Origin of the sequence: Moorena sp. SIO3I8 (assembly GCF_010692325.1) — a bacterium.
GTDB lineage: Bacteria > Cyanobacteriota > Cyanobacteriia > Cyanobacteriales > Coleofasciculaceae > Moorena.
The window spans coordinates 37127-48818 of the sequence record NZ_JAAHHW010000010.1; the positions used below are offsets into that span (position 1 = coordinate 37127).

Sequence of the window (11692 nt, forward strand, 5' to 3'; positions counted from 1 at the left end):
ATTGCCTCTAGACTCTCTATGGTTTTTAGGAGCATCTTGGCTAGTAGCTACGGAACTGTTCCACAGCTTCGCTGTAACGAATTGGTAGGACATACTCTAAGTTTTCATGGGGACGAGCGATGATGTGGGTTGATACCACCTTACCTCCATTCACCCGGTTTGCTGATTCTATCCCAGCGGATACGGAAGCTTGCACCTCGGAGACATCTCCCCGCACAATCACGGTTACACGAGCGCTACCGATTTTTTCATAACCCACAAGGGTGACGCGAGCGGCTTTAACCATCGCATCAGCTGCTTCTACAACAGCTGGAAAGCCCTCAGTTTCAATCATTCCAACAGCAATTGGCATTTCGCTTTTCTCCTAGTGGATTAGTCAAATAAGAGTGATGAACGCTCCCTAACTAACCTTGCAGTGTAGTTAGGGCAGTGTAGTTAGGGTTTCTGTGGTATTGCAGATAACTGCAATGTTGCCGGGTAAATCGGCCTTTTCGATACACCGTCAGAACGTGAGCCGACCAAGCCCATAGCAGGTAGCTAACTGACCTAGCTAACTGACCTAGCTAATTCACCTAGCTAACTCAGGTAGCTAAGTGTATTGGTCGTGCTTCTGTACTTCCCTTGCTCCTCGCTTAATCCGCCTCATGGTTAGTTTGGGGGGGATTAAAGGGTGGAGGGGGGTGTGGGTTTGCCTAACCAAAAGTGATTGTTTCCCTGGCCTTTCGGCCACGCTACGCTAACACCCCGGCTGAAACAAAGATAGTAGACGGGGAATGCCCTCAACATCTTTGTTTAAAGGACAACCAAAACTAAGCATAGAGAACCTTGGCGTATTTGACAATATAAAATATGATAATACTTCTTAATGAGAGACCTTAACAAAACTTAACATTCCGAGGGGGTCAGCTAGATTAGTTAACGAAAATTCACCGTTTTGGAGAATGGTTGCTTTTGTTTTATAATTTTTTTATAACTTTTAGATAAGTAATCCTCACTAAGCGCCAGAATTTGAGTGCGGTCACCGAGTTCCTGGGTTACGGCACTGGGAACTGGGTCGCTCTAACCTGACTAAGGATAGATGGGTGGATAGATGGGTTGTCAAGCCTGATTTGAGCTTTAATCCCTTAGCTTGATCGGTTGTCAAGCCAGACTTGACCTTGAATAAGTTAGCTTGATGGGTTCTATAAAGGTTACTTGTCATGATTCCAAAAGCAGTGTTTTATGGTAATAATCAAAAAAATATTCGGAAAAAATAAGCCTGGATTATGTCCAAGATAACCCTTAACTGATAAAGTTGTAAAAATAGTAATGATTTAAGACAAATCACCACATTATTAGCTGTAAACCGAGGAAAATCGTCACTTTAAAAAGACGTTTGGGCTAATTAGTACCGATTTTTATTTAATTGATTGCAGAAATGATGAGGTCAAGGCGTGATGACTGAGTTGCTTACTCAGACGATTTGGGTAGTTCCCATTTACAGTTGGATTGGGGCATTTTTAACTATCCCCTGGGCAACAGGAATAGTGCGTCGTACGGGACCGAGACCAGCGGCTTACTTTAACCTGTTGATGACACTTTTCGCCTGCATTCATGGCTGGCTGATCTTCCAAGCTTCATTACAGGAAGCGGTGCAAGAGATAGAGTTTCACTGGCTAATGGTTGCTGATATTGACATATCCTTTGTTCTGGAAGTCTCACCAGTGAGTACTGCAGCAATGGAGTTTATCACCAGCCTAAGTCTATTGGCGCAACTCTATGCTCTCGGATATATGGAGAAAGATTGGGGATTAGCTCGCTTCTTTGCCCTGATGGGATTTTTTGAAGGGGCATTGATCGGAATTGTCTTGAGTAATTCCTTATTCCTGACCTATGCTCTGTTGGAGATGCTCACGGTGTGTACTTTGCTCATTGTGGGTTTTTGGTACGCTCAGCCTTTAGCACTCAAAGCTGCCCGAGATGCTTTTCTAACCAAGCGTGTAGGAGATATATTGCTGCTAGTTGGGGTGGTGAGCTTAGCAACCTTTGCGGGAAGCTTAACCTTTTCAGACTTGTATACCTGGGCTTATTCAGCTAATCTACCGCCACTAGTGGGTAACTTACTGGGATTGGCTTTGATTGCTGGTCCAATTGGTAAATGTGCCCAATTCCCCTTGAATTTATGGTTGGATGAGGCGATGGAGGGACCCAATCCCGCTTCAGTACTGCGGAATTCCTTGGTGGTGACTTGTGGTACTTATGTGCTGATTAAACTGGTGCCGATCGTGACCATGGTCTCACCGTTGACCTTATCGGTGTTAGTAGTTATTGGTACTATCACAGCACTAGGCACCTCAATGGTAGCGATCGCACAAATCGATATTAAGCGATCGCTTTCCCATTCCACCAGCGCTTACATTGGTTTAGTATTTATCGCGGTTGGAATGCAGCGCGCTGATATTGGTGTGATTTTACTGGTTGCCCATGCCTTTGCTAAAGCCTTGATGTTTATGAGCATCGGGGGGGTAATCTTCAACACTAATAACCAAAATTTAGCTGAATTGGGGGGCTTAGGGTCAAAAATGCCCGCTACTAGCACTGCCTTTGCCGTGGGTATCGTTGGTCTGATTGGACTTTTCCCCCTGGGTGGCTTTTGGGCAATGAGTGAAGGGATTAACGCCTTTTGGTTTGATGCCCCTCTTCTGGTCATACCCTTTCTCTTCGTTAACGCAGTTACTGCCTTAGGTTTAGTCCGGGTGTTTCGGCTAGTTTTCCTAGGGAAACCCCAAGCGAAGACCCGTCGAGCACCAGAAGTACCGTGGGCTATGGCCTTACCAATGGTAGCGTTAACCATACTGACATTGCTGGTACCAGTGCTAATACGTCCGATGGAATTGCTATCGGAATGGGAGGATCTCAATCTCCTAGCCGAGGTAAGCTTGATAATCTCTAGTGTCGTAGGTTGCACTACAGGGGCTTTAATTTACCTACCCAGAACCTGGTCGCGGTCAATTCGGATGCCGTTGAAATTGTTCCAAGACCTATTCGCCTATGACTTTTACCTGGACGAACTGTATCGTTACACCATCGTGTTTGCTGTTCTCCTATTTTCCAAGATTACAGCTTGGGTTGATAGATATATCGTTGATGGGTTAGTCAATCTGGTTGGTTTAGGAACAGTATTTAGTGGTCAAAGCCTAAAATACAGCGTTTCCGGTAAATCACAGTTTTATGTACTGACTATCCTATTAGGAATCAGCTTATTAGCAATCTTCATCACCTGGCCCTTGAATCAGTGGTCTTTGAGTCAGTGGTCTTTGGAGCAGTGGTCTTTGTTGATAGGTGATTAGTTGTTCGCGTAGCGTGGCCAATAGGCCAAGGTTAGCAGGTTGAATGTTAGCAGGTTGTTCGCGTAGCGTGGCCAATAGGCCAAGGTTAGCCCGTTGAAGGTTAGCAGGTTGTTCGCGTAGCGTGGCCAATAGGCCAAGGTTAGCCCGTTGAAAGTTAGCAGGTTGAAAGTTAGCAGGTTGAAGGTGAGCAGGTTGAAGGTGAGCAGGTTGAAGGTGAGCAGGTTGAAGGTGAGCAGGTTGAAAGTTAGCAGGTTGAAGGTGAGCAGGTTGAAGGTGAGCAGGTTGTTCGCGTAGCGTGGCCAATAGGCCAAGGTTAGCCCGTTGAAAGTTAGCCCTTTGACTGTTGAACCTTGGCCTATTGGCCACGCGATCGCTGAAAGCGGGCCTATCGGCAGAGCCGACGCTACGCGAACGTCCATCGCGTTCAACCAATCAACCTTGGCCTATTGGCCACGCGATCGCTGAAAGCGGGCCTATCGGCAGAGCCGACGCTACGCGAACGTCCATCGCGTTCAACTAAACAACCTGCAACCAAACAACCTTCAACCTTCAACTAAACAACCTGCAACCAAACAACCTTCAACCTTCAACCAAACAACCTTCAACCAAACAACCTTCAACCAAACAACCTTCAACCAAACAACCTTCAACAAACCAACCTTCAACCTTCAACAAACCAACCTTCAACCTTCAACAAACCAACCTTCAACCTTCAACAAACCAACCCCATGACAAGAGTTAGTAAACCAATGATTAGGAGACTGGTCGATTTATGTTGAGTGCCTTGATTTTGGTACCAATACTGAGTGCCGCTATAGTGGGGTTTTGGCCCGGGAATGTCACCGCTAAAGCAGCTCGTCAAGTTGCCTTGGTGGTTACTGGTGGTATTTTCCTCTGGTCAGTAATATTGATGACCATGTTTAACCCCGGTGACGTGAATCTACAATTTCAGGAAAATCTTCCTTGGATTCAGGTGATTGGTTTGACCTATAGTTTAGGGGTAGATGGTCTATCGTTGCCCTTACTAATCCTAAATGGTCTGCTAACCGCAATTGCCCTGTACTGCACAGATTCCAACGTCATTCGCCCTAGGTTGTATTACGCTCTGATGCTGTTGCTAAATGGCGCTGTTGCCGGTGCCTTCCTAGCTCAGGATTTACTGCTGTTTTTTATCTTCTATGAGCTGGAACTGATTCCCCTATATTTGTTGATTGCAATTTGGGGGGGTAAGCGCAGAGGCTATGCTGCAACCAAGTTTCTCCTCTACACAGCCCTTTCCGGAGCCTTGGTTCTAGCGTCATTCCTGGGCTTAGTGTTTTTGAGTGGTTCCTCTAGCTTTAGCTACGCCGAGACCAGGGAGCTGGCATCATTACTACCCGTTGCTCAGCAATTAATTCTCTTAGGAGCGGTTCTAATTGGCTTCGGGATTAAAATTCCCTTTGTGCCATTCCATACCTGGTTGCCAGATGCCCACGTGGAAGCATCAACCCCAGTTTCAATTCTATTAGCTGGTGTGCTCCTGAAATTAGGTACCTATGGTTTGTTGCGGTTTGGCTTAGGTTTGTTTCCGGAACCTTGGACAATTCTGGCACCTTGGTTGGGAATTTGGGCAGCAGTGAGTTCCCTTTACGGAGCATTCAATGCCATTGTCCAGAAAGATATGAAAAAAATGGTGGCATATAGTTCTGTCGCTCACATGGCATACATTCTGTTAGCTGCTGCTGCTGCCACTAAGCTAGCGTTGGTAGCCTCAGTTTTGCATATGATCAGTCACGGTTTAATATCAGCGCTACTGTTTTTATTAGTCGGTATCATTTATAAGAAAACTGGCTCACGGGATATCACTATCCTCAATGGTCTATTAAATCCGGAACGGGGTATGCCAGTAGTTGGTAGTTTGATAGTGCTTGGTGTAATGGCTAGTGCTGGTATCCCTGGCATGGTGGGATTTATCTCTGAGTTTCTGGTCTACTGGGGTAGTCTCCAGGTATTACCAATCCCAACTATCCTATGCATGCTCAGCACCGGTTTAACGGTTGTTTACTTTTTACAACTAGTTGGTGGAGCCTTCTTTGGTCGTCTGGCTAACCATTTAACTGATTTACCAACCGTTAAGTTCACAGAACAATTACCAGGGCTGGTTTTAGCCCTATTGATTGTGGTTCTGGGACTACAGCCAGGATGGTTACTTAATTTAAGTGAACCGATCACAGCAACTTTGGTAACGACACCACCGAATGTAGCTGTGAATGTATCAAGCAATAGTTGAAGGTTAACAGGTTGTTTGCCCTTGGCGTTCGGTGTAGGGTAGGTTAACAGGTTGAAAGTTAACAGGTTGAAAGTTAGCTGGTTGAAAGTTAGCTGGTTGAATGCGATGGACGTTCGCGTAGCGGAGGCCGTAGGCCACGCCAAAGGCGAACGGCTCTGCCGATAGGCCCGCTTTCAGCGAACGCATTCAACCTTAGCCAAAAGGCCACGCGTGCGCGTTCAACACCTAAAAAACCTTAAACTTTAAACCTTAAACTTTAAACCTTAAACTTTAAACCTTAAACAACCTTCAACCTTAAACTTTCAACCTTAAACAACCTTCAACCTTCAACAACTTTCAACCTTCACCCTTCACCCTAATTATTATGTTAGTTAGCCAGAAAACGAAACGAACTCATCCCCTAGAGGAGTATATAAAGCGACTACAAACTGGTAGTGCCCTGCTATCGGATTCCCCAGAAAACCTGATGGAAGTAGTCGGTATACTTCACAGCTACGGCATTGTTTTAGATGCTTACTCCCGCAATCTTATCTACACTGCAGATCATCAATTTTTAGTATTTTTTCCCTTCTTTAAATACTTCAATGGCGACATTTCATTCTCAAAGCTTTTACGTCATTGGTGGCACGACCGAATTAACTTTGAGTACGCTGAATACTGTATGCGCTCGATGTTATGGCACGGTGGTGGGGGCTTAGATAGTCATCTCGATACCGATGAATTTGAGCAGCGATGTGCCGAAGCAATTCAGGCAAAGTTTAAGAGCAATCCCTTGATGCTGGGAATGAACAAGCTATTTCCTGAATTCCTGCCCGAACAAGTGCGAATGCTTGCCTATACCAGTGGATTAGGGCAATTCTGGCGGGTGATGAGTGATATATTCATGTCCCTATCTCAGGGCTATGACGAAGGGGAAATTAAGTCGATTCCCCAAGTAGTAGACCATATTAAAGCAGGGTTAGTCGCAGCAGCAAACAAACCCATTACCTATGCCCCTCAGATTGGCGCTCAAAGGTATGAGATTATTCCCGAATCGGTTGGTTTGACTTTCTTGTCTGATACAGGAGTACCCTATGTAGAGGCAATTTTCTTCCGGGGAACACCCTTTCTGGGGACAGTATCTCTGAATGCCCAAGCCTACCAGATTTCCCCAGATCAAACCCGATTTACCTATGGCGCATTGTATGCTGACCCATTGCCTATTGGTGGTGCTGGAATTCCACCGACATTGCTGATGCAGGATATGAGGCATTATCTACCCAAGTATCTCAGCGATTTTTTTATGCGATCGCATCGGGGTGAAATTGACTTGCGGGTCAAAATTTGCCAAACTTTCCAGAAATCTATGTTTTGTGTCACTACAGCTGCGATTTTGGGGCTAGCACCTCATCCGATGGATACCACGGATCCTGCTGAACTTGAGGAAAATCGAGCCTATTTGGAATACTGGATGGATCGATTGATCCCCTCCCGCTTAAGAGCAGCCAATGGTCAAATGACCAACGCCTAAAACTGCCCATTACCCTGAACTACGTGTTTAAGGGTAGTGAGAGTCTCCAGGCTAATCATGCCGCGAGAATGTCCTTTTTGATTAGACATACCTAGAAACACGGAGTCTCCTGGTTGCGGATTCCGTGAAAATCTTGGTGAAGAATTAATGTAAACCGATGCACTATCTACACCTAAGGCAAACTGACGGCTTTCCTGATAAGAATCTGTCACCAGGCAGTCAGCATGACCACTACTATATTGATTAATCCAAGCAATGCCTGATTCTATAGAATCTACCACTTTCAACGCAATAGTTTTGGTCAAGTAGGCTTGACCCCACTCGGATTCTGCTGCCAAGGTCAATTGTTCAGGAAACTTAGCCACTAGATTGGCATCACCTCTGAGTTCAAAACCGTTTTCCTTGAGGTTGTTCAACAGGGTAACTAAGGCAGAGGTTTTTTGATTCTGATTAATCAGAATTTTTTCAATAGCATTGACGGGATCCGGCTGACTGGCGTGGCTATCTAAAACCATATGCCTAAGCAGATCGACGTTACCATTAGCAGACCAGTAAAGGTAGCAGTTACCAATGGCCGATTGCAAAACTGGTGCAGTTGATTGCTGGATCACCTGCTTGAGCAGGGTTGGTCGTCCGTGGGGAATTACCAAATTCAGATATGGATTTTGAGTGACCAAATCCCGAATCGAAGCTCCCTGTCCAGAGGGGAATAGTTCCAGACATCCCGTTGGCAAACCGACCTCATCCAAAGCATTTTGCAACGCTTGAGCAATCACCTGGTTAGATTGACTGGCTTCGCTACTGCCTTTGAGAATCAGGGAGTTACCAGTTTTGAGACAAAAGCCTGCGGCAATTGCACCTAGTTCAGGGAATGCCTCATAAATTAGAGCAATCACTCCCAACGGCATTAGCTGACAGTAGGTCTGAGATTGGTCAGTTTGATAGGAAGCGTTCATTACCCGCCGGATTGGATCAGATAACTTTCCAATCCTTTCCAGGATCCCGATAGCCATCTGTAGCCTTTCTGGTGTTAGCTTCAGCCAGTCCAAAATTAGGTCTGGCACTGCCATGTCCCTACTGGTTTCCAGATCTAGGGTGTTAGCTTCCAAAATATCATCAAAGGAATTTCGCATTCCTTGAGCCATGGCCTCGATGCCACGAGAGCGCTCTTCTCCCTTGGTGTTTGCCAATGCCCGAGAAGCATGGTGGACACTGGCCATTAAATCATGTAACTTCGAGGCCTTGCTCCCAGAGTCTGTGTTCATTGTTTATTAACGCCGGTAAGCTAGCCAAACCATCATAGCCGGAAGTACTGCTAGCAGTACTGCCAGTAATGCCCAGACTATGATACCTGGCCCTTTTTGGGAGTGAAGTGCCAAAGGCAACCAGACAATCAGCAGAACTAATACAATACCCAACGCTACAGGTAAGTAGCTTTCCCCAAGACTACCATGGATTGTATTCCAACGATGTCCTGTCCAACGCCAAGCTTTTTTATAGGGGTAGTGGGTGGATAGTTGCTCAATCACATAACCACTTTCGTCTACCACAAAAATTTGCTGACAGCGATGGCAGCCAAGGGCTTCTGTCAGTGTAATTGGCACTAAATGACCCCGACGCCGACAAGGGCAGGGATACTCAGAGTTTAAGTCAATCTTTTGACCTTTTTGAGATTGCACAAGCGTTATTAAAAACCAAAAGACATCTGGATGGGATAGGACGATTATTCCCAGGTAATTCCTGGTATTTATTTGCAAAAGTTGTAAACGTATCCATCTTTTTTATGGACTTTAGTCAAATTTTTAACGTGTAAGCTCACGGCCTTTTTCCCTGGAACTGTGTAATTGAAAGAATTGCTTTTACTCCTAGGGTTGACTCTTCCAAACTCACCGGTTAACACATTCTTGGCTATATCTCCACTGCACCAGCCCTTAATCGGCTTTAATGGGTTGTGCCTAATGGGATAGCCATACTTATTGAGCGCTGCCTTCTGTCTACCTCCCTGCCCTTTGCAGGTAACTAATAGTGGTTGATTTGTCCTTAACCATAAAGGCTCAATATCCCCAACACAGGCAGCGTCAATCCAATGCTCTTTAGGAAAACCTAACTTAGTCCGGTTGTACTTGGTTTGTGCTCCGGTTCCAGTAACCACAGACTTGATTGCTCGAAGCACTTTTACTAATTTTTGGCGAGTTGCATTGACTGCCGCTGCATCTTTCAATGGTTGTTTGGCTTTGGTCTTGATTTTCTGAAGTAAGCTTGGTTTCTTGTTCAAAAACTCTTCTATTGGTTTATTACCTTTCCGTTGATTACATTTCTCGCAGGCTAGACAAAGATTGCTCACCCGATTACTTCCTCCCTTAGACTTTGGGTGAATGTGTTCGATTTGCAATGGTACGGATTGTTTACCGCAGTAAGTGCATTCCCTTCCCCATTTTTCTAGTAAGTACTCTCTCACCTCATATCCGCGTCGCTCACCTTGCTGGTACTCAACGCCGCTGATTTCAGGATTCTGCATCTTTTGAGCATCAAATTTAACTCTTTCGATCCAAATCTCGTTAACCGGACAAAATTTGATTAATCGTTTTACCCAAGTCTCAATAGTCAAAATCCTATGCTCTAAACTAGGTGGAAGCCAGCCCTCTGAACGTTTGCGGTTAAGGAATCTTGGCTTTCTGTAACGGGTATTGCGATTACGTCTTCGGTGTCTTACAGCTCTTCTAGATTCTAGTTTTTTCTTGATTAGTCCTCCCCTGTGCTCTAATTCCATTCCCCAAATAACCTGATTGTTTTGGACTAGAGCAAACCCAGTGACCTGGCTACCAGGATCAATTTTTAGTTGACAGTTGGTAACAACAGGATTCTCGTTCGCGCAGCGTCGGCTTTGCAGAATCGCAGTTTTCAAAATAATAGTAAAAGGGTACATCCTAAAAACCGCCGCTTTGCCTTTGTCTAATAACCTTCGTGCCTTCTTTGGTGGAATGGGGTTTAATGGTTGTTTGTTTGTGTCAATGACAAATACATAATTCTGCATTTTTAGTGCATCTCAATTCGGTAATGTTTTCCAAGTGCTTCGCACACGCTTGCGCGAACGACAAGGTTGTAATAGCTTGTTAGGTTAACCACACATTTGCCTTCACCTTAATGGTTAACGATAGAGCCAGGGACTGGAGTTCATCCTTGGGTATCTTGACCAAAACAACGTAGGAAACAAATCCTTAGTCTGCAACCTAGTCGGCAATCCCAGAAATTACCGGGAATTGCCTAGGCTTAAACTAGGTGGTTAGGTTTATCAAAAAACCTTTAATTGGTTGGTAGTGCTGCTTGATTTAATTAAATATAGGGACACTACAAAGCCAAGCATGTCCCCATCTATTATATAAGCTTATTCATTGCCACGGTTGGCATCAAGTGGGATGCTTAAGCTTAACACAGCCTCCCTCAGGTTCCCTTACTCTAGGTCTGACAGGTTTATTTACTATTCGCAAGCGGGTAACGCGATTCGAACGCGCGACATTCACCTTGGCAAGGTGACGCTCTACCACTGAGCTATACCCGCACCTCAACTTATCTCCTTCTAGTATGTCAGATCCGCCAAAATTTGTCAACCCCTTCTACTGAGTTTTCAGATTCAAGAAAATTAGGAAAATGTTCCAAGATTAACTCATATGTTAGGAATCAGGGTCAGATTCTGAAGCAATTGTCCAATTTGTCGAGAATGGTAGAGTTTGTTGGCCCAAAGTTCCCTGTTCAGACTCTTCATAGCCTAATATTGACTCTTGACCCCGAAAACTCCGGATCAGGTTAGCCATTTCTATGGCATTCATGGCATAATCCCAACCTTTATTGCTCTTGATTCCCGCCCTTTCTAGAGCTTGCTGCATGGTATCTACGGTTAGAATACCAAAAATAACAGGTACCCCGGTTTTAAAACCGGCAGCAGCAATGCCCTTAGCTACTTCAGCAGCGACGTAATCAAAATGGGGAGTTTGACCCCGAATCACTGATCCCAAGCAAATCACTGCATCATAACGACCGCTAAGAGCAGCTTGGCGAGCCATCAATGAAATTTCAAAGCTACCCGGTACCCAAATATAGTCAACTTGAGTACCTTGGGGATTGGGATCAATGCCATGGCGTTTTAAGCAATCTTTACACCCCTCTAAGAGTTTACCTGTCACTAGGTCATTAAAGCGACCAATGATAATCGCAAACCTCAGGGAGGTAGATGACGTAAAATTTCCCTCGAAAACTGCCATGACTATCGTTCTAAAGGCTGATTACAGTAATAATTTAGGTCTAGCTGAGGGCAATTATAACCTAAACCACCAAAAAGTTGAGGGCACCGACTAGAAGCACTAGAAGCACCCAGACCCCTGAACCAAGCCAAAGCAAGCGTTTTGATTGCTCCCAGTTCTGAGGTGTGGCATAAGCTACTGGTACACCGACTACCAAGACAAATGACAATAGGACTAGAGCAGTGAGTAATAGTTGGAATATAATAGTCATTTTCTGTGCTGATACCTTGACGCTAAACTTTCCTAAAACTTGTTTAAAACAGGCTAATGCCTAGCTAAGCACTAT

The 11692-nt window shown here is 45.0% G+C and carries 12 protein-coding genes and 1 tRNA gene; 3 read left to right on the plus strand and 10 right to left on the minus strand.

Annotated features, from left to right (window positions below; genetic code table 11):
* Nucleotides 1-40: 40 nt before the first annotated feature.
* Both F6K51_RS06160 and F6K51_RS06165 read right to left on the minus strand, forming a co-directional pair.
* Entirely contained in the window at nucleotides 41-352 is a 312-nt protein-coding gene (locus F6K51_RS06160; protein WP_008185070.1) for a carbon dioxide-concentrating mechanism protein CcmK, read from the minus strand.
* A gap of 666 nt (nucleotides 353-1018) precedes the next feature.
* Complete coding sequence (locus F6K51_RS06165; RefSeq protein WP_075902542.1) at nucleotides 1019-1201, minus strand: hypothetical protein; 183 nt, start codon at nucleotides 1199-1201, stop codon at nucleotides 1019-1021.
* Between the two features lie 235 nt (nucleotides 1202-1436).
* On the opposite strand from F6K51_RS06165, the gene F6K51_RS06170 reads away from it, so the two are divergent.
* Nucleotides 1437-3329 (plus strand): NAD(P)H-quinone oxidoreductase subunit F, encoded by a 1893-nt coding sequence (locus F6K51_RS06170; RefSeq protein WP_293018924.1) that lies wholly within the window; start codon nucleotides 1437-1439, stop codon nucleotides 3327-3329.
* Here F6K51_RS06170 and F6K51_RS06175 read toward each other — a convergent pair.
* Nucleotides 3243-3761 carry a hypothetical protein gene (locus tag F6K51_RS06175; protein WP_293018926.1) on the minus strand — a complete coding sequence of 173 codons (519 nt, stop codon included), beginning with the start codon at nucleotides 3759-3761 and terminating at the stop codon, nucleotides 3243-3245. The genes F6K51_RS06170 and F6K51_RS06175 overlap by 87 nt on opposite strands.
* Nucleotides 3762-4101: 340 nt before the next feature.
* Between F6K51_RS06175 and F6K51_RS06180 the strand changes: the two genes are divergently transcribed.
* Nucleotides 4102-5598, plus strand: a complete 1497-nt coding sequence (locus F6K51_RS06180) for an NADH-quinone oxidoreductase subunit M (RefSeq protein ID WP_293018928.1) — start codon at nucleotides 4102-4104, stop codon at nucleotides 5596-5598.
* A 3-nt stretch (nucleotides 5599-5601) separates the two neighbouring features.
* Here the strand turns inward: F6K51_RS06180 and F6K51_RS06185 are convergent, their stop codons facing one another.
* Nucleotides 5602-5736, minus strand: a complete 135-nt coding sequence (locus F6K51_RS06185) for a hypothetical protein (protein ID WP_293018929.1) — start codon at nucleotides 5734-5736, stop codon at nucleotides 5602-5604.
* A 226-nt stretch (nucleotides 5737-5962) separates the two neighbouring features.
* Between F6K51_RS06185 and F6K51_RS06190 the strand changes: the two genes are divergently transcribed.
* On the plus strand, nucleotides 5963-7108 hold the full coding sequence (locus F6K51_RS06190; protein WP_293018930.1) for a CO2 hydration protein: 1146 nt from the start codon (nucleotides 5963-5965) through the stop codon (nucleotides 7106-7108).
* On the opposite strand, the gene F6K51_RS06195 is transcribed toward F6K51_RS06190, so the two are convergent.
* The 6 genes from F6K51_RS06195 to psbZ all read right to left on the minus strand — a co-directional run bounded on the left by F6K51_RS06195 (nucleotide 7105) and on the right by psbZ (nucleotide 11617).
* Nucleotides 7105-8373 carry a glutamate-5-semialdehyde dehydrogenase gene (locus F6K51_RS06195; RefSeq protein ID WP_293018932.1) on the minus strand — a complete coding sequence of 423 codons (1269 nt, stop codon included), beginning with the start codon at nucleotides 8371-8373 and terminating at the stop codon, nucleotides 7105-7107. The genes F6K51_RS06190 and F6K51_RS06195 overlap by 4 nt on opposite strands.
* Nucleotides 8374-8379: 6 nt before the next feature.
* Nucleotides 8380-8787 (minus strand): hypothetical protein, encoded by a 408-nt coding sequence (locus F6K51_RS06200; protein ID WP_293018933.1) that lies wholly within the window; start codon nucleotides 8785-8787, stop codon nucleotides 8380-8382.
* Between the two features lie 68 nt (nucleotides 8788-8855).
* Nucleotides 8856-10142 (minus strand): RNA-guided endonuclease IscB, encoded by a 1287-nt coding sequence (iscB, locus tag F6K51_RS06205; protein ID WP_293018935.1) that lies wholly within the window; start codon nucleotides 10140-10142, stop codon nucleotides 8856-8858.
* 453 nt (nucleotides 10143-10595) lie between these two features.
* Nucleotides 10596-10667, minus strand: a tRNA-Gly gene (locus F6K51_RS06210).
* A 112-nt stretch (nucleotides 10668-10779) separates the two neighbouring features.
* Nucleotides 10780-11367: a 6,7-dimethyl-8-ribityllumazine synthase gene (gene ribH, locus F6K51_RS06215; RefSeq protein ID WP_293018937.1), complete on the minus strand. Its 588-nt coding sequence runs from the start codon at nucleotides 11365-11367 to the stop codon at nucleotides 10780-10782.
* Nucleotides 11368-11428: 61 nt separating this feature from the next.
* Entirely contained in the window at nucleotides 11429-11617 is a 189-nt protein-coding gene (gene psbZ / locus F6K51_RS06220; RefSeq protein ID WP_070394766.1) for a photosystem II reaction center protein PsbZ, read from the minus strand.
* Nucleotides 11618-11692: the final 75 nt, after the last annotated feature.

What these genes read in the sequence shown, in the direction of transcription:
- F6K51_RS06160 (WP_008185070.1), bottom strand. Translation starts at nt 352, where the DNA reads ATGCCAATTGCTGTTGGAATGATTGAAACTGAGGGCTTTCCAGCTGTT.
- F6K51_RS06165 (WP_075902542.1), bottom strand. Translation starts at nt 1,201, where the DNA reads ATGACAAGTAACCTTTATAGAACCCATCAAGCTAACTTATTCAAGGTC.
- F6K51_RS06170 (WP_293018924.1), top strand. Translation starts at nt 1,437, where the DNA reads ATGACTGAGTTGCTTACTCAGACGATTTGGGTAGTTCCCATTTACAGT.
- F6K51_RS06180 (WP_293018928.1), top strand. Translation starts at nt 4,102, where the DNA reads ATGTTGAGTGCCTTGATTTTGGTACCAATACTGAGTGCCGCTATAGTG.
- F6K51_RS06190 (WP_293018930.1), top strand. Translation starts at nt 5,963, where the DNA reads ATGTTAGTTAGCCAGAAAACGAAACGAACTCATCCCCTAGAGGAGTAT.
- F6K51_RS06195 (WP_293018932.1), bottom strand. Translation starts at nt 8,373, where the DNA reads ATGAACACAGACTCTGGGAGCAAGGCCTCGAAGTTACATGATTTAATG.
- iscB (WP_293018935.1), bottom strand. Translation starts at nt 10,142, where the DNA reads ATGCAGAATTATGTATTTGTCATTGACACAAACAAACAACCATTAAAC.
- ribH (WP_293018937.1), bottom strand. Translation starts at nt 11,367, where the DNA reads ATGGCAGTTTTCGAGGGAAATTTTACGTCATCTACCTCCCTGAGGTTT.
- psbZ (WP_070394766.1), bottom strand. Translation starts at nt 11,617, where the DNA reads ATGACTATTATATTCCAACTATTACTCACTGCTCTAGTCCTATTGTCA.